Origin of the sequence: Sediminicola arcticus (assembly GCF_040566695.1) — a bacterium.
In the GTDB taxonomy this organism is placed as follows: Bacteria; Bacteroidota; Bacteroidia; order Flavobacteriales; family Flavobacteriaceae; genus Sediminicola; species Sediminicola arcticus.
In genome coordinates, this window is record NZ_JBEXAE010000004.1 from 75273 (window position 1) to 97866 (window position 22594).

Annotated in this window: 21 protein-coding genes; 18 read left to right on the plus strand and 3 right to left on the minus strand. The window is 37.8% G+C overall.

Annotation, left to right across the window (positions count from 1 at the left end; translation table 11 throughout):
- Positions 1 to 57 precede the first annotated feature (57 nt).
- Complete coding sequence (locus tag ABXZ36_RS09600) at positions 58 to 3228, minus strand: cytochrome c biogenesis protein (RefSeq protein WP_354615300.1); 3171 nt, start codon at positions 3226 to 3228, stop codon at positions 58 to 60.
- Between the two features lie 140 nt (positions 3229 to 3368).
- On the opposite strand from ABXZ36_RS09600, the gene ABXZ36_RS09605 reads away from it, so the two are divergent.
- The 8 genes from ABXZ36_RS09605 (at position 3369) to galK (ending at position 12559) form a co-directional block, all read left to right on the plus strand.
- Complete coding sequence (locus ABXZ36_RS09605) at positions 3369 to 4133, plus strand: Rossmann-like and DUF2520 domain-containing protein (protein ID WP_354615301.1); 765 nt, start codon at positions 3369 to 3371, stop codon at positions 4131 to 4133.
- Complete coding sequence (locus tag ABXZ36_RS09610) at positions 4117 to 4644, plus strand: KdsC family phosphatase (protein ID WP_354615302.1); 528 nt, start codon at positions 4117 to 4119, stop codon at positions 4642 to 4644. Before ABXZ36_RS09605 ends, ABXZ36_RS09610 begins: the two co-directional genes overlap by 17 nt.
- Before the next feature lie 6 nt (positions 4645 to 4650).
- On the plus strand, positions 4651 to 5238 hold the full coding sequence (locus ABXZ36_RS09615) for a Maf-like protein (RefSeq protein WP_354615303.1): 588 nt from the start codon (positions 4651 to 4653) through the stop codon (positions 5236 to 5238).
- A 36-nt stretch (positions 5239 to 5274) separates the two neighbouring features.
- On the plus strand, positions 5275 to 6225 hold the full coding sequence (locus ABXZ36_RS09620) for a septum formation inhibitor Maf (protein ID WP_354615304.1): 951 nt from the start codon (positions 5275 to 5277) through the stop codon (positions 6223 to 6225).
- Positions 6225 to 6767, plus strand: a complete 543-nt coding sequence (locus ABXZ36_RS09625) for a mechanosensitive ion channel domain-containing protein (protein WP_354615305.1) — start codon at positions 6225 to 6227, stop codon at positions 6765 to 6767. Before ABXZ36_RS09620 ends, ABXZ36_RS09625 begins: the two co-directional genes overlap by 1 nt.
- Before the next feature lie 77 nt (positions 6768 to 6844).
- On the plus strand, positions 6845 to 9379 hold the full coding sequence (locus tag ABXZ36_RS09630) for a PIG-L family deacetylase (protein WP_354615306.1): 2535 nt from the start codon (positions 6845 to 6847) through the stop codon (positions 9377 to 9379).
- A 105-nt stretch (positions 9380 to 9484) separates the two neighbouring features.
- Positions 9485 to 11200, plus strand: a complete 1716-nt coding sequence (locus tag ABXZ36_RS09635; protein ID WP_354615307.1) for a sodium:solute symporter family protein — start codon at positions 9485 to 9487, stop codon at positions 11198 to 11200.
- 198 nt (positions 11201 to 11398) lie between these two features.
- On the plus strand, positions 11399 to 12559 hold the full coding sequence (gene galK / locus ABXZ36_RS09640) for a galactokinase (protein ID WP_354615308.1): 1161 nt from the start codon (positions 11399 to 11401) through the stop codon (positions 12557 to 12559).
- Between the two features lie 148 nt (positions 12560 to 12707).
- On the opposite strand, the gene ABXZ36_RS09645 is transcribed toward galK, so the two are convergent.
- Positions 12708 to 13553, minus strand: coding sequence for a DUF2911 domain-containing protein (locus ABXZ36_RS09645; RefSeq protein WP_354615309.1), 846 nt, complete (start codon positions 13551 to 13553; stop codon positions 12708 to 12710).
- A gap of 91 nt (positions 13554 to 13644) precedes the next feature.
- Positions 13645 to 14772, minus strand: coding sequence for a T9SS C-terminal target domain-containing protein (locus ABXZ36_RS09650; RefSeq protein ID WP_354615310.1), 1128 nt, complete (start codon positions 14770 to 14772; stop codon positions 13645 to 13647).
- Positions 14773 to 14961: 189 nt separating this feature from the next.
- Between ABXZ36_RS09650 and ABXZ36_RS09655 the strand changes: the two genes are divergently transcribed.
- The 10 genes from ABXZ36_RS09655 (at position 14962) to ABXZ36_RS09700 (ending at position 22565) form a co-directional block, all read left to right on the plus strand.
- Positions 14962 to 15459, plus strand: a complete 498-nt coding sequence (locus tag ABXZ36_RS09655; protein ID WP_354615311.1) for an SRPBCC family protein — start codon at positions 14962 to 14964, stop codon at positions 15457 to 15459.
- A 37-nt stretch (positions 15460 to 15496) separates the two neighbouring features.
- A complete protein-coding gene (locus tag ABXZ36_RS09660) occupies positions 15497 to 16189 on the plus strand; it encodes an SDR family NAD(P)-dependent oxidoreductase (RefSeq protein ID WP_354615312.1) in 693 nt (230 codons plus the stop codon).
- A 15-nt stretch (positions 16190 to 16204) separates the two neighbouring features.
- On the plus strand, positions 16205 to 17515 hold the full coding sequence (locus ABXZ36_RS09665; RefSeq protein WP_354615313.1) for a cryptochrome/photolyase family protein: 1311 nt from the start codon (positions 16205 to 16207) through the stop codon (positions 17513 to 17515).
- Positions 17515 to 18996 (plus strand): cryptochrome/deoxyribodipyrimidine photo-lyase family protein, encoded by a 1482-nt coding sequence (locus tag ABXZ36_RS09670; RefSeq protein ID WP_354615314.1) that lies wholly within the window; start codon positions 17515 to 17517, stop codon positions 18994 to 18996. Before ABXZ36_RS09665 ends, ABXZ36_RS09670 begins: the two co-directional genes overlap by 1 nt.
- 72 nt (positions 18997 to 19068) lie before the next feature.
- Entirely contained in the window at positions 19069 to 19191 is a 123-nt protein-coding gene (locus ABXZ36_RS09675; protein ID WP_354615315.1) for a hypothetical protein, read from the plus strand.
- Complete coding sequence (locus ABXZ36_RS09680; protein WP_354615316.1) at positions 19191 to 19364, plus strand: hypothetical protein; 174 nt, start codon at positions 19191 to 19193, stop codon at positions 19362 to 19364. The genes ABXZ36_RS09675 and ABXZ36_RS09680 overlap by 1 nt, the downstream gene beginning before the upstream one ends.
- A gap of 125 nt (positions 19365 to 19489) precedes the next feature.
- On the plus strand, positions 19490 to 20917 hold the full coding sequence (locus ABXZ36_RS09685; protein ID WP_354615317.1) for an amidohydrolase: 1428 nt from the start codon (positions 19490 to 19492) through the stop codon (positions 20915 to 20917).
- A 91-nt stretch (positions 20918 to 21008) separates the two neighbouring features.
- Entirely contained in the window at positions 21009 to 21431 is a 423-nt protein-coding gene (locus tag ABXZ36_RS09690; RefSeq protein ID WP_354615318.1) for a beta/alpha barrel domain-containing protein, read from the plus strand.
- A gap of 44 nt (positions 21432 to 21475) precedes the next feature.
- A complete protein-coding gene (locus tag ABXZ36_RS09695) occupies positions 21476 to 22168 on the plus strand; it encodes a lysoplasmalogenase (protein WP_354615319.1) in 693 nt (230 codons plus the stop codon).
- On the plus strand, positions 22152 to 22565 hold the full coding sequence (locus tag ABXZ36_RS09700; protein ID WP_354615320.1) for a GNAT family N-acetyltransferase: 414 nt from the start codon (positions 22152 to 22154) through the stop codon (positions 22563 to 22565). The genes ABXZ36_RS09695 and ABXZ36_RS09700 overlap by 17 nt, the downstream gene beginning before the upstream one ends.
- Positions 22566 to 22594: the final 29 nt, after the last annotated feature.

The window sequence follows — 22594 nt, forward strand, 5'->3', positions numbered from 1 at the left end:
GGTATCCGAAAACACCTTTTATAAGATTTAAAGTTACAAAATGAAAAGTTTCCATTTTTAATTTTTGACATAATTAACGCGGTACCTCCAAAAACTAATTGCTCCCAATACAAAGACCGCAACAACAGTGTACCAAATAAAGGTTGGGGTTATCACCTGGTCTCCACTGGCATAACTATGGAGTCCTACTAAATAGAAATTCACTCCAAAATAGGTCATCATGATGCTGGAAAAAGCAATTACACTTAAAAAGTTGAATGTCCATTTACTTCTCAATCCAGGAACAAGTCGCCCATGAATAACAAAAGCATAAACCATAATGGAAATCAAGGCCCAAGTTTCTTTTGGATCCCATCCCCAATATCTTCCCCAACTTTCATTGGCCCATTGTCCGCCCAAGAAATTACCTATGGTCAACATGATCAAGCCCAAGGTAAGTGCAAGTTCGTTGATAATGGTAAGTTCCTTAAGGTTGATCTCCATTCGTTTTTTATTTTTCTTCGTGGTCAAGGTTATCAAGATCAATGAAACCACCCCTAAAATCATCCCCACTGTCAATGGGCCATAACTACCAACAATAACAGCCACGTGAATCATTAACCAATAACTATCCAATACCGGTTGTAAATTAGCTATGGAAGGGTCTACCCAACTCTGATGGGCTATCCATAACAACATAGAAGCAACAAATGCCGTAGATGCAATGGTCATATCACTTTTTCGTCCAAAGGCCAGACCAATCCCCATGGTGGCCCAACCCACATAAAGGATGCTTTCATAGGCATCACTCCAAGGGGCGTGTCCAGAAATATACCAGCGAAATATAAGTCCCGCTGTATGCCATAAGAACAATAGAATAATAGCGCCTTTGAAAAAGTAGATGCCCACCCTCCATAAAGAACGGTCTTTAAATATCTGAAAGATTAAAAAGAAGAACATCAATACTCCTATTAAGGCATAATACTTGTACAATTGATTAAAAATGTCCAACTTATTGTATAGAATCTCTGCCTCTATTTTTCTTTCGGAAGGTAAAACTTCACTTCCATGGTTTTCTTGGTTTTTCTTAAAAGCAGCCAATAATTTGTCTGCTTCTGTGTAATCCCCAGATGTAGTAGCCTTATCCAAGGACATCAAATAGTACGGAATTGCATTTTTAACAAAATTCGCGTAAAGTGAATCCTGTATCTGAAATTTTCCCGATCGGTACTCTATAGTAGAAATCCATTTATTGTTCTCATCGTTCAACAAAGGAAATATTTTAACAATCTCACCACTTAAAGCCCTATTCAATAACCCCAAACGTAGATCTACATCCTTAAAATCCTGTTCAAATTTATTAGGAGTATTGGTAGCATATGCCTTTTCTAAAAAGGGGGCCAATTTGTACTGTCCTTTTGCATCAAAAAAATCAGTAGCCTTTACATATTTTTGACCCTCTGGAATTCCTATGATCTTGCGGATGCTATCGTTTTGTCCCTTTTTGTCCAAAGCAATGAATTTCGCATTATACCATAGGGACGGATTTGCCATCATAGACAAGAACACCTGATCTGGATTCAACGATTCATAATTATCCTTGAAGCTCAATTTTCGTAATAGTTCTGCGGCAAAAGTATTTATGGGTTTCATACGTCCACCATCATCCTGAATCACCAATTTCCCAAATTGTTCAGCATGGGCAACAGAAACAGCCGATGCCTGGAGCATGGAATCTACTTTTACAACCTTAGGTAACACTGTATGATCATGATCATCGGCCTCCTGTGCTATCCCCTGTAAGGTAAAAGCAACCACTAGTAAAGTGGCCATTGTCTTCTTTTTTGCTTTTAACTTATCCAAGGATTGTGCTAGATCTTTAAAACGCGTTTTACCAAAAAGCATAATCCCCATTAAACCAATATATAAAAGAAAATATCCAATATAGGTAATCCAAGTACCCCAAATATCGTGATTTACAGACAATACAGTTCCCTTTTCATCTGGATGAAAACTAGATTGAAAAAAACGATAGCCTTTGTGGTCTAGGACGTGATTCATAAATATATCGTAATCGAAAGGACGCTCGTCCTCTACGGTCACCTTACTCATAAAGGAAGCATACCCTTTTTCTGTACCAGGATATTTTTCGGCAATAAAATCGTTCAACTTAATTTTAAAGGGCAACTCGTTGATCTTAGAACCATACGAAAGTGAAAAATCTAATCCACCCACTTTAAATTTTTCAGAGAAATTAGAGGCACCTTTACCTCCCAATAGCTTTTTCTGCACGGTTTGCCCATTGGAAGTGATATCCAAGATGATGGCATCTTGGGAGTTCTTGGTAATTTCGTTTTCAGGTAGAGCAACTACACCATAAGATCCTTTAGTTACTGGCTCAGGTATAACGAACTGCATGCCCGCAGCATTATAAAGTGATCTCAATTGCAATGTTTGCAGACTATCCTTGTACAACTGGCCCTGGAACTGATCTGCCATTCTCATAAAATTACCTTCAAAAGGAGATTTTATAAGGTACGTACTATCTGTGGTCATAATGTTTATAGCTCCTTGAGTCTCTTTATTCAAGGCAAAAAGCACATTATGAATACTGGTAATCTCTCCGTTTTCTAAAAAATGATCGTGCCTATCACCGTCCCCAGCCTCAACAATTTTTAAATATTGCTTCCCGTTTTCATCTGGGATCAACCCCTCTTCTGCACCCTTTATAAAACCTGAATAGGTAATGGAGAAATCCTGCCCATTAAAGTCAAAATTCCATGGAAGGCTAGACTTCAATGCTTCAGGGGTAACTATTAGATCATCTTCAAATCTTCGCCTTTGCAATTGTCCGTTCACATCTCCGTCTACAAAAGCTGTCAAATATGTTTTGTCAGAATAAAACACATTTTCAGAATTACCTTCCCTAATGGGCATCATCCCTTCAAAACTAATGTATCTGGTCACAAAAGCACCAACTATGATCAAGACCCATGAAAGATGGAGCATGAGCACTGGCCATTTTTCCTTTCTCAAAAGTTTATATCGGAATATATTACCACTAAAATTGATCACAAAGAAGACCATAATAGCCTCAAACCAAGTAGCATTGTATATCCAAATTCTTGCAGTTTCCGTGCTATACCAACTTTCTACAAAGGTACCAAACGCCATGGCTGTGGCGAATAGGATAAAAAGAATGGCTGTTAAACGAGTAGAAAAGAAAATCTTTTTAAACAGTTCTGTCATCGCTAGGATAAAGGTTTTATTACAGGATGCGAAAATACGGTCTTTTTATGATTTTAACGGTCTAAGCCGCTTTTAAAAAGTTAAACAACTTTGTTAATTATTTCACAAGTCAACACTGCATTAATTTGTATTTTTGAAACATGATTTCAATAGTAATCCTAGGTACCGGTAATGTCGCCAAACATCTTTACGATGCCTTTTTAATAACGGACAATGTAAAAATTCTACAAGTGGTAGGAAGAACGGAAGATAAGCTCTTGGCGTATTCCAAACATACCGAGGTAATATCAGATTATCGTTACCTGATGGATGCGGATATCTACCTTATCGCCGTTAGTGATGATGCCATAGCAGAAGTATCCAAAAAAATCAAGGATAAAAAAGGCCTTATAGCGCATACCTCCGGTAGCTGCGAATTAGATGTATTAGTTCCAAACCAAAGAAGAGGTGTGTTTTACCCCTTGCAATCCTTTACGAAAGGCAAGAAGGTCGATTTTTTGGAGATTCCAATCTGCTTGGAGGCAAAACATCATGATGATTTTATGCTCTTACAACAATTGGCCCATTTGATTTCTGACAAGGTGTTCCACATTTCTTCGGAACAGCGAAAAACAATTCATTTAGCGGCCGTGTTTGTCAATAATTTTACCAACCATCTATATCAAATCGGAAGCGAAATTTGTGCTGAAAAAAAAATTCCATTCGAACTTTTACAACCATTAATACAGGAAACGGCGCACAAAATAAACACCCTAAATCCACATGAGGCACAAACTGGTCCCGCCAGAAGAGGAGACATGACAACCATCAATAATCACCTAGGACTACTCGAAAATAAAACCTACAAGGAAATTTATTCCTTACTTAGCAATTCAATACAGAAAGATTATGAGCAAGAGTTATAAAGAATATCTAAAAGACATCAATACTTTTGTTTTTGATGTTGATGGCGTATTCACAGATGGCACGGTTACCATTACTTCCACCGGAGAAATGTTACGAAAAATGAATATAAAGGATGGTTTCGCCCTTAAAACTGCAATTCAAAAAGGATACAATGTGTGCATTATTTCTGGAGGAACCAATGAAGGGGTAAGAATCAGATTTAGAGACCTTGGAGTTACAGATATCTATTTGGGAGCCCATTATAAACAAGATCCCCTACAGGAATACATGGATGTATATGGCATTACACCTGAACAGATCCTTTACATGGGAGATGATCTTCCAGATGTTCCCGTAATGCAAATGGTGGCCTTGCCTACCTGCCCCCAGGATGCTGTTCCAGAAGTAAAAGAGGTATGTAAATACATCTCACACATCAATGGTGGTCATGGCTGCGTTAGGGACGTTATTGAACAGGTATTGAAGGTAAGGGGCGACTGGGAAGGAAATTTTAATGCTAGAAACGATTAGTGCCCAATGCTATTTGACCACTTGAAAAATTTTCAAATTATTTTAGCCTCTGGGTCTCCTAGGCGACAGCAATTTTTTAAGGAATTGGGGTTGGATTTTGAAATCCGCCTAAAGCCTGTGGAAGAAGTATATCCAAAGGAATTAAGAGGTGCCGAAATTTCAGATTACCTGGCTGTTCTAAAAGCGGCACCATTTAAAAATGAACTCATAGAAAAAGAAATTTTGATCACTTCGGACACGGTGGTGTGGCACAACGAAACGTCATTGGCTAAACCTAAGGATGCCAAGGAGGCATTTAAGATGATTAAGGCATTATCCGATGATTGGCATGAGGTGATTACCTCTGTATGTTTTACCACCTCTTTAACGCAAAAAACTGAACATCACATCACGAGGGTGAAATTCAAACCACTGGTAGAAGATGAAATTTGGTATTATATTGAAAACTACAAGCCTTTTGATAAGGCTGGTGGTTATGGTATACAAGAGTGGATAGGGCTCATTGGCATTGAACAAATTGAAGGGTCTTATGCCAATGTGGTGGGTCTCCCTACGCATATCGTTTACAAAACGTTAATGGACATGGCTAACTAAACGATTTTGGGTAATTTTGAGAAAAACAGATGAAAAATGAAATTGGCATTTAACCTTAAAACCTTTATTTTTTTATTGACTTTATCAACTCTTTGCTTTACTTCTTGCAAAAAAGTAGCCTCTAAAAAGAACACAGAATTAATAGAAAATAGGAGTCAAATTAAGGATATTCCTAAAAAAGAAGTATCCAAAGCATTTAAAGACTACTGGTATGCAGGAACTGCAGAAATAACCTCCTATAAACTTGAGCAAGCAAGGTATGGTGAGATTAGGGAAGGAGAAGCTGTATTGGTATTTGTAACCGAGCCTTTTTTAGCCGACAAACAAGTAAAGGCAGATCAAAGCAATGCAAATAATGTGCCCGTTCTTAAACTAAATACAAATAAAAAATTCCGAACCGGAATCTACCCATACTCCATCATGACGAGCAGCTTTTACTCCGTTCATGATAATGCTCATGCTCTAAAAATTTCTAATAGCGTTCAGGAGTGGTGCGGGCATGTATATGCCCAATTAAATAATAGGGATAAATTTGAGGTACTATCGCACTCTTATTTTGAAAGTGAGGCCGATCAAGAATTCAAATTAGAAAAGGCCACTTTGGAGGATGAGCTATGGAACAAAATTCGCATAAATCCAGGAAGTCTACCAATAGGATCGCTTCAGGTGATACCGTCTATGGAATACACTAGGTTACATCATAAAACTTTTAAGGAATATGATGCCATCGCTAGACTAACTAATAATGGAGCATTAACAAATTATACTATAGATTACCCAACATTAGAGCGGACCTTGGAAATTAACTTTACTACTGACTTTCCTTATATTATAGAAAACTGGTCCGAAACAGCTCCAAGCGGTTTTGGTGGTGGTGCCAAGCCACTAATAACCAAAGCAACAAAAATGAAGACATTAAACACGCCTTATTGGCAAGAAAACCATAACAGTGACCTATTTTTGCGCGATATTTTAGGTTTAAAATAATGAAAGAATTAATTTTTGAATATCAGAGACAGTTATTAGGTACCATTATTTGTGTCTTAATTTTATTGATCTCTAGATTCGCTAGTACAAAGGCCATCCGAAAGGTTGGAAAATTAAGGGATATCCATGAAGCGCGAACACGCCTGATTATAAAGTATGTTTCTGTAGGACACACCATTCTAGCATTTAGCGTTTTAATTTTTGTTTGGGGCGTAAATTTTAGAGAATTAGGATTGGTTCTTTCCTCTGTTTTTGCAATTCTAGGAGTAGCACTCTTTGCAAACTGGTCCATTTTAAGCAACATTACCGCCGGCGTTATCCTCTTCTTTTCATTTCCATTTAAAATTGGGGATAGAATACGGATTTTAGACAAGGAGGTTCCGGATGAAGCTGTAATTATAGACATCAAAGCGTTTTATTTTCATATGATTAACGATCATGGGGAACACATCACCTACCCTAATAACCTGTTACTTCAAAAAGGAGTTGTTCTTATTGAAAAACAGGTACACTTAGATGAGGATGGCAGTGGTATCCTTTAGTCTTGTTAAAGAAGTTCTAAAAATTGCGGGTTCGTTGTTAATCTTTCTATATTTGAGCACCAACTAAAATCAAAAGTATGCGTCATTTTCTGGTATTTTGTACAGGGATATTATTTTCCACCAATTTGATCCTTGCCCAACTGCCAAAAAAAAGCACAACTTCAGACATCTACCACTCCATTCAGAAATTAAACTTTTTAGGCACGGCACTCTATATTGCCGCACATCCCGATGATGAAAATACTAGGTTAATTTCATACCTATCCAATGAAGTAAAAGCTAGGACCGCTTATTTATCCCTTACACGAGGAGATGGGGGTCAAAATCTTATAGGTACAGAGCTTAGGGAACTTTTAGGGGTTCTCAGAACAGAAGAATTATTAGCCGCTAGGAGAATAGATGGAGGCGAACAATATTTTACTAGGGCCAACGATTTTGGATACTCCAAACATCCTGATGAGACTTTGGAAATATGGAACAAAGAAGCTGTTTTAGGTGACGTTGTTTGGGCCATTCGCAACTTAAAGCCCGATGTGATAATCAATCGGTTTGACCATAGGTCGCCAGGCTCTACCCATGGACACCATACCTCATCTGCCATGTTAAGTGTAGAAGCATTTGACCTTGTAAATGACAAAAATGCGTATCCATCACAATTAGCCCTAACAGAGACATGGCAACCCAAAAGGTTATTCTTTAACACTAGTTGGTGGTTTTATGGCAGTGAAGAGAATTTCAAAAATGCTGATAAATCCAAAATGCTTTCATTAGATGTGGGTGTTTATTATCCTTTAATGGGACTTTCCAATAATGAGATAGCATCCATGGCCAGTAGCCAGCATTTATGTCAAGGATTTGGGAGGGTTTCTAGCAGAGGTAGCGAAGAGGAATACATTGAACTGCTTAAGGGAGACCTCCCCTTAGATAAGAATAATGTTTTCGACGGTATTGATACCTCTTGGTCAAGAGTAAAAGGTGGTCAAGCAATTGGTGAGCTTTTATACAAGGTTGAAAACAACTTCAACTTTAAGGACCCTGCAATTCATCTACCTAAATTGATGGAAGCCTATAAACTCCTTAAAAATATTTCAGATGAGCACTGGAAGTCCATCAAGACAAAGGAATTAGAAGATATTATTAGCGCCGTAGCAGGATTATATTTGGAAGCTTCCTCAGAAGTAGCTGATGCCGTTCCAGGCAGCACCATTACAATTGATATTGAAGCAGTGAAAAGAAGCACCGTTAATATTACCTTGAAAGGTATAGAAATCTCTGGTACACCTACTACCCTACTCCCTAACCTTCCTTTAAAAACCAATATCAAAGAGAATTTCAAAATAGATTTTAAAATTCCTGAAAATACTAAGTACACAAGTCCCTACTGGTTATCAAAAAAAGGAAGTCTAGGAATGTATGCTGTTGATGATCAGAAATTAATAGGAAAAGCCGAAACTCCCATTCCATTTACAACAACCTTCAACCTGGAAATAGACGGCACACCCATCGCTCTAAAAAGTCCAATAATTCACCATTACTCAAAACCTGATAAAGGAGAACTTTATGAGCCATTTGCAGTATTGCCTAAAACAACTGCCAGTATTAACAACAAAGTCAATATCTTCTCTGATTCTGAATCCAAAGAAATACCAGTCCAAATAAGAGCGGGCCAAGATAATATACGTGGAATTGTTTCATTGGAGGTCCCTAAAAATTGGACGGTAAATCCTACTAAAATCAATGTTACCATTGCGCAAAAAGGGGATGAAAGTACCGTATACTTTAAGGTTACACCCCCCAATAAAGAAAGTGAAGGAGAAATAACACCTAGGGTAACCGTAAATGAACATGTTTATTCCCAAGAGTTGGTAGTCATCAATTATGACCACATACCTAAACAATCCGTGCTCTTACCAGCGTCTGTAAAAGTGGTACGCCTAAATATTGAAAAGAAAGGCGAAAATATCGGATATATAATGGGAGCTGGGGATGATGTACCAAAAAGTTTAGAACAGATTGGATATAAAGTTTACCCAATAGATCTAATTAGTGTCCAAGAAGGAACTTTGTCAAAATATGATGCCATTGTAGTCGGAATAAGGGCATATAACGTTGTGGATGCCTTGAGATTTAAACAGAAATATTTATTGGACTATGTGAAAAATGGAGGGAATTTAATTATCCAATATAATACCTCCGGAAGGAGTGGATTGGATTTCCCCAATCTTGCGCCTTATAAGCTTACCGTTTCTAGAGACAGGGTTACTGATGAAAATTCAGAAGTAACTATTTTGGCAAAAGAGCATCCTATTGTAAACGTACCTAATAAAATAAATGCATCAGACTTTAATGGCTGGGTTCAAGAGCGAGGTTTATATTTTCCTAATGAATGGGGTACGGAGTTTACCCCTATCCTATCCATGCAAGACAAGGGAGATCCTGTAACAAATGGCAGTTTGTTAGTAGCTCCTTATGGCAAGGGTAACTATATTTACACTGGATTGAGTTTCTTTAGGGAATTGCCGGAAGGCGTTGCTGGTGCATATAAACTATTCGCAAATATGTTATCTTTAGGCAAAACCGATAGCAATCTAGAAAATTTGCTTAAAAACTAGCCATGCAAGAGAAAATTGATTGGAAAAAAGAATATACTGCAGTGATTATATTAAATGTAATCTACATTCTTGTTTTTTACTTCATAATGACCTTTAATAAGTAATATGGGAGCATTAGATTGGAGTATACTGGTGGGTACTTTGTTATTTATTGTTGGTTTTGGTGTTTGGAAAACACGAGGAAGCAAAAGCGTTAATGATTATGTCTTAGGAGGCAGTGAGGCAAAATGGTGGACTATAGGGCTTTCCGTTATGGCTACCCAGGCAAGTGCCATTACATTTCTATCTACCCCAGGACAGGCATTCCACGACGGAATGGGCTTTGTTCAATTCTATTTTGGTCTGCCTTTGGCTATGATCATTATCTGTATTGTATTTATTCCTATCTATCACAGATTAAAAGTATACACTGCCTATGAATTATTGGAAAACCGTTTCGATCTAAAGACACGTACCCTTACCGCCTTCCTATTCTTAATACAAAGAGGTCTATCCGCCGGGATTACCATTTATGCGCCTTCCATCATATTATCTGCCGTACTAGGATGGGACTTAAGGACCTTGAATATCATTATAGGTGCACTGGTCATCATCTATACCGTTTCTGGGGGTACCAAAGCGGTAAGCGTTACACAGAAGCAACAAATGTTCATTATAATGACGGGGATGTTTGTAGCCTTCTTTTTTATTTTGGGATATCTTCCCAATGATATAAATTTCAGTAAGGCATTAAAAATTGCAGGAGCGAGCAATAAATTAGAGATATTAAATTTTGATTTTGACACCGATACTAGATATACCTTTTGGAGCGGTATAACAGGCGGATTATTCTTGGCCTTGGCCTATTTTGGTACCGATCAGAGTCAGGTTCAACGTTATTTGTCCGGCAAATCTGTAAGGGAAAGTCAATTGGGATTAATTTTTAATGGGATTCTAAAAATCCCAATGCAATTCTTTATCCTCTTGGTGGGTGTTATGGTTTTCGTATTCTTTCAATACAATCACTCTCCGCTAAACTTCAATCCGGCTGCTACCAATGCCGTTATGGAATCGCCCTTGGCCAATGATTACAAAATTTTACAAGAAGGGCATTTGGAATTGGAAGTTGAGAAAAAAATGGCACAGAACAGATATTCTGCTGCATTGGATCTCAAGGAATATGATGCTACGGAAGAGGCCAAACAAAATATCATATCCATAAATAAAAGGGAAAGATATAATCGGGAAGCGGCCAAAGCCATGATTCAAAAGGCCGATAGTGATATAGAAACCAATGATAAGGATTATGTATTTATCCATTTTATCCTTAATTACCTACCAAAGGGGCTTATTGGGCTATTGTTAGCAGTTATTCTGTCCGCAGCCATGTCTTCTACTGCTGCCGAATTAAATGCCTTAGGTACCATTACAGCCTTGGATCTCTATAAGCGCTATAGGGTTGCTGGCCTTACAGACGAGCACTATGTGAAGATTTCGAAATTATTTACCTTGCTATGGGGAATAGTGGCCATCATCATTGCATGTGTGGCCAATTTATTTGAAAATCTAATACAATTGGTAAATATTATTGGTTCTATATTTTATGGTAATGTGCTGGGCATCTTTTTAATAGCCTTCTTTTTTAAATTTATTAAAGGAAATGGGGTTTTTGTTGCGGCAGTGATTACCCAAGTAATTGTGATTATTGGGTATAAATACGATTGGATGTCCTATTTATGGTTAAATGCTTTTGGTTGCGGGTTGGTTATCACCCTGGGTTACATTCTGGAAGGTTTTGATAGATTGCTTAAAAATCCTCCCATAAAGGCTGAAGACCTTTAATTTAATTACAAAAGATCCATCTCTATAAATTATATAGAAAAGCACTACTATCCCGAGATAAAGATTATAAAGTAAAACCAATTTATATAACGGTCCTTTGAAGAATTGATTAGCAAGAGGTGCAGGTGCTATTCATTAGATGACTAATTCGTGATAAACAGCTCTGTGAGAACTAGCGCATATTAAATTCTATGTAAGATGACTCGGGATATAGTAGAGGCTTATTTCAAAAAACAGTATACTAACAATCCCTATATCATAAAATCTCCTGGTCGGATTAATATTATAGGGGAACATACAGATTATAACCTTGGTTATGCTTTACCTGCTTCCATTGAAAAGTCGATCTACTTTGCTATTAATAAAAACAATTCCCTATACTTCCAAATTGAAGCCTTTTTAGCCGAACCAGAAAAAATTACCTTATCTATTAACGGTAAAGGTCATAGTTTCAATTCTTTTTGGGGAAACTATTTTGAGGCAATCCTTCACATTCTAGTTGAAAGGAAATATCCTATTCAGGGATTGGACTGCGTATTTGGGGGCAATATCCCCATAGGTTTTGGACTATCCTCCTCCGCTGCTCTTTGCTGCGGATTTACCTATGCTGTTTCAGTGGTATTGGATATTAAAATACCTAGGGAGGAAATAGCCCTGATTGCACAAGAAGCTGAACATAAAATAGGTTTGAATTGCGGCCTAATGGACCAATATGCGGTTCTATTTGGTAAAAAATCACATGCATTATTTCTGGATTGTAAAGATTTGAGTTATGCTTATATCCCAATTAATTTAAAGGGATATAGTTGGATTTTGATCAACTCCAATATTAAACATGAATTAGCTGTGGATTCTGAATATAACCTCCGTAGAAAGTCTTGTGAAGAAGTAGTGCAGAAATTAAAAAAGGCCAACGCAAGAATTAATTCGCTTAGGGATGTTTCCATAAAAGATTTAATGAAAATAAAAAACCTTCTACCTGAGACAAATTTCAAAAGGGCACTCCATGTAATCCAAGAAAATGAACGTGTTTTAAAAATGATTGATGCCCTTAAAACAGGAAATGCACAACTGGTAGGCTCAATTTTACTGGAGGGCCATATATCTTTGTCCACAAAATACGAAGTGAGTACCAAAGAATTGGATTTTCTGGTAGAAATTAGCCAAAAACAAGAAGGGGTGCTAGGATCTAGAATGATGGGCGGAGGTTTTGGAGGATGTACCATTAATCTTATCAAACATGAATACCTAGCGACTGCCGTAAAAGATATTATAGAAGCCTACAGGACTCAAACAGGAATTGAGGCTGTCTATACCCATTTGGAAATTGGAGATAGTGTGCAATTGTTATCTTCCTAAAAAATACAATCTGAAAGAGAATTATGATATTACTAATTCTTGATAGTGCAGCAAAGTAACAAGAGCATTGGAATTGGAAATTTTCAATAAAGGACATAAAAAAACCCAACAGTTAAACTGCTGGGTCTTAAAATTTAAAGATTTTATATTATTTAGCTCCCCACTCTTTTAAGGAATCTTTATTCATTTTTACATAATCTGCATTCCCTGCAGCCTCTGCACCGGCCAAAGATTTTTTAGCAGCTTCTATAGCTCCCTTTTTATCTCCGGCTTTTGCGTAGATCAAAGATTGCTGTCTCAATTGCCAGTAAGCTGGTTTAGTGGTCATGGCCATTGCCTTATCCATCCAAGTCTTAGCTTTTGCAATATCTTTCCCCTCACTGTAAAAATATACAGCCGAAGCATAATAGTCACCTGCGTCTGGTCCTGCCATAGTTTTTTCAATAGCTTTCATAACCATTGCATCTGTAGGTACATCAAATTTTACCCCAATATATGCTTTCTCCCAAAGGATACCCAACACAGCTGAAGTACTTGTTAAATCATCAAAGGTCATTGTAAATGTTTCAACAGGCGATGGCATTGCATCAACCGTTACAACAGTTTTTGCTGCTATTTTTGTTTCATCCCATTCTGCAGGAGTTCCCCCACCTTGTGTATCTGTATAGAAAAATACCTCCCATGTAGATGCTCCCGGTTTGGTAAAGATAGCATAGGTACCTGCTTTAAGAGCTTGCCCGTCTACCATTACATCAGTACTAAAGGTGATTAGTGTTCTGGCGTTGGCTCCAGTGCGCCATAGCATATCGTAAGGCACCAAATCCCCGAAAATAGTTCTACCCCTCATGGATGGTCTTGAATATTCTAAGGTAACGTCGGTCATCCCCACGGTCTGCCATACTTTTGCGGCCGGACTCGGAGCTGGAGTTTCAATTTGTGCCTGTACAGAATATGTGGCAACAACTGCTAATAATAGTAGTATTAATTTTTTCATTTTTTTACGATTTATACGTTTTTACAAAACTACTTATAATGACAAGGTAGGTTTGTTAATAATTCCTTAAATAAAAAAATGAAAAGTTTGCTTAATTCATCCAAAATGGGGCAGATACTATGCCCTTGTCCGTATAAAATGTGAGGTAATAAATTGAAGAATTTAAGGTTCCCAAGTTGACAATATTTTCGCCTATGTCTTTTCCTAGAATATAATGTATGCGTCGACCATTGCTATCAAAAATAGCTCTTCCCAGAATTTTTCCCTGAATCTCGTATTCCAGTTCACTAGCACCAAATCGCTTATAAATAAGGAGTCCTTGCTTATCTCCTTCCAACAAAGGTTCTTCTTTTACTTTATCTGCCGTAGTAAACAAAAAGAGTCTTGATTCCGAAGTAATCATGGGACTGCTATTGGTGAACTTTTCTGAAGAAAACATATAACGATTCTCAGAAACGTACGCGATTCCCTCTGCCTGAAGAAAACCTAAATTTAGGTTAGTTTTTTGTACAGTTCCTACAAATATATTTTCCGGTTCCAATGCATCCACCCGAACTATAAAAGGAAGTAAAAACTTAGAATACCCAATAAAATATAGAATACGGGTATCAGGATTAAAACTGGCTCCGGTCACTAGACCGTTTACGGGATAATTTCCAATTTGGGTTGCCACATAGCTCCCCGGTATTTTCGGCATTCTATATGCCTTAGTCCCATTACTCTGCCATTGTTTTGTTAGAATAACAAGTTTGTCGTTAAAAACAAAAAGGGCTTCGGCATCCCAATCACTATTAGGACTTGGAGTAAAGTCGGTTTGATCAGGGTATGAAAAATTAATTTTGTCTGCCGTAACGGAATCCGATCTGTCATAATCTGTTTTTAATATCCTATATACTGCCAAATCCCTTCTACTGCCATTGTTGTTTCCAATTTCTCCAATATAAATATAAGTGTCGTCCTGTGCAATATCTTCCCAATCTATATTAACCGCATTAGAAATGGTAACGGTACGTGTAATCTGTAACGAGATCGTATCCAGTTCGAAAAGCTGGGCCTTATTTCCAGAATCATTATGGGTGATAATTTTATTATTGTGAAAAATTAATCCAGAAGTCTCAAAAACTGCCTCTGGGAGCATCCCCAACTCCCTAGCATTATCTTGCGCTAAACCTAAAATAGAAAACAGTAGTGTGCAAAAAATTAAAAAAGTTATTTTCATGACTATTGTGCTTTGGGAAATGTACAAAATTAGAGGGACCTATTAAATAATTTAAGCCGTCTGTGAACAATATATCGTTAACCTCAAATCAATATTTCCAATACACAAATACATATTATTTTAATTTTGTTTAACTTTTATAATTATTATCTAAACAATAATACCCCTATCTTTGGACAAACCTAAACAATGAAATTGTACCAATTACGCTCAAAACAGTCTTTGCCTATTAGTAAGCAAAAAGCTTGGAACTTTCTATCCCAGCCTAAAAATCTAAAGGTCATTACTCCTGAGCACATGGGGTTTCATGTTCTTTCTGGAGGTGACAAACCCATGTTCCCAGGGCAAATCATACAATATAAAGTATCCCCTTTTCCAGGATTTACTACTAAATGGGTGTCAGAAATAACCCAAGTAGAATACGGGAATTATTTTGTGGATGTCCAACTTTTTGGACCTTATGCCCTGTGGCATCATAAACATTTTATCCATGAGATTGAGGGTGGAGTGGTGATGGAAGATATTATTGATTACAAGATTCCTCTTGGAATATTGGGACAAATGGCACACCCCATTATTGTTAAAAAGCAATTAAAGCAAATCTTTAAATTCAGGGAAGAGAAATTGACCAATTTATTTGGAACAATGGAAAACATGCCTAGCGAATTAATTTTTGATTCATTTTAAAAACCATAAAAAGAACAACTACTAAAAAATTAAATATATGAAAAAGAACATCGTATTAATTGGAGGATCTCATGGAATAGGACATGCCATAGTCACCCAATTAGCTCCTGATAACAACATATTTGTAGCATCACGTAGCAACGAAGGTTTAGAAAACCTCGATGTAACACACATACAGTTTGATGCCACAAAAGATGATTTAGATGCCAGTAAGTTTCCTAACGAGATACACGGTTTTGTTTTCTGTCCAGGAAGCATCAATTTAAAACCTTTTAAAATGATGGGGCTAGATACCTTTGAACAAGACATGCATTTGAACTTTTTTAGTCTTGTAAAAGTACTGAAAGCCATCATGTCAAAAATGACAGATAATGCCAGCATGGTATTTTTCAGTACCGTTGCGGTCACCAACGGCATGCCCTTCCATACTAGTGTTTCTGCCTCAAAAGGGGCAATAGAAGGATTTGCAAAATCCCTAGCAGCAGAATATGCTCCTAAATTACGCGTGAACGTGGTAGCTCCTTCATTAGTAGACACCCCATTGTCTTCAAGGTTGCTGAATAACGATAAGAAAAGGGAAGCAATGGCAGAAAGACATCCCTTGAAAAGAGTAGGAACCCCAGAGGATATCGCCAATATTGCCGTATTTTTGTTAAGCGATGACAGTAGTTGGATGACCGGACAAATCATTGGTGTGGATGGTGGTCTGTCGACCTTAAATGTAAATTAGAAAGTAAAATGGCGCATGAATAAAAAAGTTTCTGTTTTTTGGTTTAGGAGAGATTTGCGATTGGATGACAATGTTGGTTTTTTGGCAGCTTTAAAAAGTGGGCATCCTGTGATGCCTATTTTTATATTCGATAGTGAAATTTTAGAAAAGCTCCCTGAGCAAGATCCTCGGATAACATTCATTCATGAAACCCTACAACAAATGAGTTCAGAGCTTCAAGATATCCATGGAAGTTCCATTGCTATTTATCATGGAAAACCATATCAAATCTTTCAGAACCTCTTAAAAGAAAATGAAATCGCTGAAGTATATACCAATAGGGACTATGAACCATATGCGTTGAAAAGGGATTCGGCCATTGAAAAACTTTTAGATGCGGAAGACATCCCATTCCATACTTTTAAGGACCAGGTTATCTTTGAAAAGAATGAGGTAGTTAAAGATGATGGAAATCCTTATGTGGTCTATACCCCCTTTAAAAGAAAATGGAAAGACGCATTTTCAGAAAAGGAGCATCTTACCATTCACTCTACTAGTCAATACCTTCATAACCTAATCCAACAAAGCAGCCTCCCAAATTTTTCCTTAGCTGATATAGGATTTAAAAAATCCGATATTAAGGTTCATGAGTATGACGTAACACCTACCCTTATTGAGAACTATGAGGACACCCGAAACTATCCAGCTATTGAAAACGGCACTTCTAGACTTGGGCCACATTTACGTTTTGGAACGGTGTCTATACGTAAAATGATGAAAAAAGCCCTTGCGGAAAAGAACGAAGTATTTTGGAGCGAGCTGGTGTGGCGAGAATTTTTTATGCAGATTTTATGGCATTTTCCACATACAGTCCATAATTCTTTTAAACCAAAATACGATAGGATAACATGGAGGAACAATGAAGAGGAATTTGACAAATGGACAAGCGGACAAACCGGATACGCCTTGGTAGATGCCGGAATGAGAGAGCTAAATACCACTGGTTACATGCACAACAGGGTGCGGATGTTGGTGGCTAGTTTTTTATGCAAACATTTATTGATAGATTGGCGCTGGGGAGAAGCTTATTTTGCTGAAAAGCTTTTGGACTATGAAATGAGCAGTAATGTGGGCAATTGGCAGTGGGCAGCAGGTAGCGGTGTTGATGCCGCTCCCTATTTCAGGATCTTTAACCCAATGACCCAAGTTGATAAGTTTGATAAGCAAAAGAAATACATCCATAAATGGGTCCCTGAATTGGAAAAGAGTTCCTATCCTAATATGGTAGTAGACCATAAAGAAGCTAGGGAACGCTGTTTAATCACCTATAAGGAAGCGTTGGCCTAATGGTTATTGTTTGGTTTAAACGAGATCTAAGGATCATGGATCATGAACCCTTGGCCCAAGCTATCGCCAAGAACCAAAAAATACTATTGATTTATAGCTTTGAACCCTTGTGGACCGAGGACGGTCACTACAGTAAGATTCACCTAGATTTCATAAAACAAAGCCTTTCTGATATCAATGTCCAATTGGCAACATTCAACACCCAAGTACTTTGCGTTTCTGAAAATTTCCCTGTAGCATTGGAAAAATTGCATGGCGTGGAAAAGATCACCTATCTATTTTCACATCAAGAAACGGGTATGAAAATGACCTATGACCGTGATAAAAAAGTTGCCCAATGGTGCAGAGCACATCAAGTTAATTGGCAGGAAAATATTCATAACGGTGTTTTTAGAGGTCGTAAAAATCGTGCCGACTGGCAAAAAAATTGGGTAGCGTTTATCAATAAGAACCTTGTAAATCCTATAATGGACATGGGTGATTTCTTTACTAGAGAAGAAATCCAATTGTCCATTGAACCTCTCTTTGTTATTGCCGATCTACATACTAGCAACAGTCCCCTTTATCAAAAAGGCGGAACCTCTCAAGGCGTTAAATATCTGCGTTCTTTTATAGACCAGCGTATACAAGGTTATAATAAAAATTATTCCAAGCCTTTTACTTCTAGAAAACACAGTAGCCGGGTCTCCCCCTATCTAGCTTGGGGTAATCTATCGGTACGCCAAGTTTGTCAATTTATGGCGAACCATAAAAACAAAGTGAAAGACAAAAGAAACCTGAACTCTTTTTTATCCCGTTTACGCTGGCAGGCCCATTTCATTCAAAAATTTGAAATGGAAGGGAGCATGGAATTTGTAAGTGTCAACGCTGGGTACCATCAACTTGCAAAACCAGTAAACCAAGAATTACAAAAAGCTTGGAAGGATGGGCAAACAGGAGTTCCCATGGTAGATGCCGCGATGCGCTGCTTGGTCCAAACAGGTTTTGTCAACTTTAGACTTAGGGCATTATTAGCTTCTTTTTTCACGCATCTCCTATGGCAACCTTGGCAAGATTGCACGCAACATTTGGCGCAGCACTTTTTAGATTTTGAACCTGGCATACATTTTCCACAATTGAACATGCAGGCTGGAGAAACTGGAATTAATACCATAAGGATTTACAACCCTGTTAAAAATGGGATCGATCACGATCCAGAAGGCTTATTTATAAAAAAATGGGTGCCAGAACTATCCAACCTACCTCATCAATACCTACATGAACCATGGAAAATACCCCTTATGGAACAACAATTCTTAGGTTTTGAATTGGGAAAAAACTATCCAAACCCTATAGTTAATCTGCATAGTTCAAGAAAACATGCTAGTGATGCCCTATGGACTTTCAAAAATTCAGCTCCTGTAAAATTGGAAGGGACTCGGATTTTAAATAAGCATACCTTGGAAGGCAGACCTGTTTGGGATGACCAAGACACTCCCTAAATTAGATACCTACTATAGTTTCATGTTTTTCAATTGCTTCCTTAATTATTAAATTTAGGGAAAGTTAGCACCATGATAGAAAATAAAACCAAACCTACAAAGGCTTCGGTCATCCGGTTTTTGAACTCCATTGAAAATGAAACAAGACGTAACGACTCTTTTGTTCTTATAGAGAAAATGGAAAGCCTGCGGTAATGTGGGGAGATAGCCTTGTTGGATTCGATTCTTACCACTATAAATACGATTCTGGTCGCGAAGGAGATATGATGCTCATTGGATTTTCGCCTAGAAAACATAACCTTATCCTCTATATTATGACCGGTTTTGATCGATTCGATGAGCTCCTACATAAATTGGGGGGGGCATAAAACAGGGAAATCATGCCTTTATATTAAAAAATTATCAGATATTGACATCGATATTTTAAAAGAACTGATTGTCATTTCCTATACTCACTTTAACATCAAATACAATACATAAAATAACCCAACAGATGAAAAAAACAATATTTTTAATGGCGATGCTTGTTACGGCTTCGGCATTCTCTCAAAAAATGAATAGCAACAAAAAAGCAATCATAGCCTCCGTAGAGCGCCATGAGGAAGCTTTGACTAAGATTAGTGATTCTATTTGGGCATTGGCAGAAACTGCTTTTGAAGAGCAACAATCTTCTAAAATTTTGGCCGACTATGCAGAAAAAAATGGGTTTATAGTAGAACGAGGGGTTGCCGGAATGCCTACAGCATTTGTTGCTACCTACGGCAGCGGAAGTCCTGTGATAAGCGTATTGGGTGAGTTTGATGCCCTTCCGGGAATATCCCAAAAGGCACAACCAACCAAAGATCCCCTAGATGAAGGTGCTGCCGGACATGGTTGTGGCCACAACCTATTTGGTGCTGCTTCGCTTGGATCGGCTATAGCTGCAAAGGAATTGATTGAACAAGGAAAATTAAAAGGAACCATTAAGTTTATGGGTACCCCATCCGAAGAAAAGTTCTTTGGAAAGATATGGATGGTTCGCGAAGGTATATGGGATGGAGTAGATGTAAATATCAGCTGGCACCCTAGTGCCGAAACCAAGGCCGATGTACAAAGCTCATTGGCATTAGTAGACTTTAAGGTTGAATTTTATGGTCAAGCCGCCCATGCTTCTATGGATCCATGGAATGGTCGTAGTGCCTCCGATGCCTTAGAATTATATACCAATGGCATCAACTACTATAGGGAACATATAAAACCTACAGTTCGTATTCATTACCACATTCAAGATGGCGGTCAGGTGGTTAATGTTGTTCCAGATTATTCACGTTTATGGGTAAGGGTACGCGATAGTAAACGCAGTGGAATGATGCCTGTATATGAAAGGGTTCAAAAAATGGCCGAAGGTGCCGCTATCATGGCTAATGTGGATTATAAAATATCTTTGATTTCTGGTATTTATGAAACGCTAGTCAATCGGTCTGGAGGTGAAATCATGCAGAAGAACTTGGAACTTTTAGGGCCCATTACGTACACAGCTGAAGAAACTGCTTTTGGGAAGAAAATTCAAGAAGGGACAGGAAAAGAGCAAGTTGGGATGGACAGTAAGATTTATCCTTTAGAAGAAACTAAAGAAAACCCAGGAGGAGGATCTACAGATGTTGGGGATGTAAGCTGGAATGTGGCCAACATCAATTTAGGTGTAACCACTGCCCCAAAGGACACACCTTGGCATTCATGGGCGGTAGTTGCCTGCGGCGGAATGAGCATAGGCCATAAAGGAATGGCCTATGCAGCCAAAGCAATGGGCATGACCATGGTAGACCTCTTTGAGAATCCTAAGTTGGTAGAAAAGGTAAAGACAGAATACAAAGAGAGAAAAGGCAGTGAGGTTTATAAAGCTATTGTGCCCGATGGGCCACCGCCAATAGGAAAGAACTAACATAAGATTCAAGATCGTAACGGCTTACTAATTTTGAGGTCTACATAAAATGTTTTGATTCATTAAAAAAACTATTAATTATGAGGTCCATATGCCTGTTCCTGTTCATTATTTGGATCACCTTTGGATGCGAAGAATCCAAGAAGGAAGTAAGTCATATGGATCCTATAAACTAGCAATGCAGGCAGAATACCAAGGCGCTTTGGGTGTGGTCCTCAACAAACCTACTCCTAATGAACTGATCAAACGCGTAAAACAAAAAATTGATATCCCAGTAGTAATTACCATTGTTTCCGAAAAGGACGATATAAAAGGAAGGATAGCCGCAGGAGTAAATATTTTTAACGTTTCTGGAGCTGAAAAAACAAAGGAAATCGTTCATCGGATAAGGGAATATGATGACAAGGTAGCCTTCCTTGCCACTGGAGGAAAGAATGACGATAGCATCTTGATGGTAATTGAAAAAGGAGCCAACGCCATATCCTATACCTCCGACAACAGGAGAACTCATTAAAGGCATTATAGCAAAATATAGAGCAGCGAAAAATATATTTAAACGTGACCAAGACACCCCTTCACCATCTCATATTTGGATTTATCTTCTTTTTGTTGGTGGCTTTGGATATTTATTTAAGTAGCACTTCGCACAGCTTTTTTAGGATAGTCAGCAAACCCTTCATCCTAACATCCCTGATAGTCTATTTCTTTCTGAATAGAAAAGGGATGCAAAAAAGATCTTCACAATTTACATTAATGGCGTTGGTGTTTTCGCTAGTGGGAGATGTTTTTCTTTTATTCGATAGTGTATCCGAGCTTTACTTTATTTTGGGATTGAGTTCCTTTCTTTTAGCACATATTTTTTATGCATTTTGCTTTTATACTCAACGCAGTTCAAAAAACGGATTAGATCTTTGGATAACGACACTACTTTTTACGGGTTATGGATTTGCGTTATATAGTATTCTTTATTCCTATTTAGGGAACATTAAAATACCGGTCTCTATCTATATTCTTGCCATTCTAATCATGATACTAATGGCCTATAAACGAAAAGGGAACGTTTCGGGCAACAGTTTTCTTTTGGTTTTTTTTGGAGCACTAAGTTTTATAATTTCAGATAGTTTTTTGGCAATCAATAAATTTATCACGCCCCTTCCCTACTCTAATTTAATGGTAATGGGCACCTACGCCATTGCCCAATATCTAATTATAAGAGGTTTAATTAGAGACACTCATGGGGACACACATTAAATCTATTTCTGCTGAGAAAACTTGGCCATTACGCCATACCGTGATGTGGCCAAGTAAACCTTTTAGTTACATCAAATTACCTAAAGATGAACAAGGTCTACATTTTGGATTATTTCTTAATGAAGAATTAGTGAGTACAGTATCGCTATTCATAATACAAGATGTCGCACAGCTTCGGAAATTGGCCACCAGAACTTCAGAACAGGGAAAGGGATATGGCAGTCAACTATTAAATTATACACTAAAAGAGGCCCAAAGAAAAGGAGTAAAAAAGATCTGGTGTAATGCCAGAAAAGACAAAACCAAATTTTACCGCAAATTTGGTTTCTCAGAGACACCAACCACGTTTTCCAAAGGTAATATAACATATGTGATCATGGAGAAAATAACAGTTTAATCTTATTTTTAAGTATCTTGGGTCTTTAA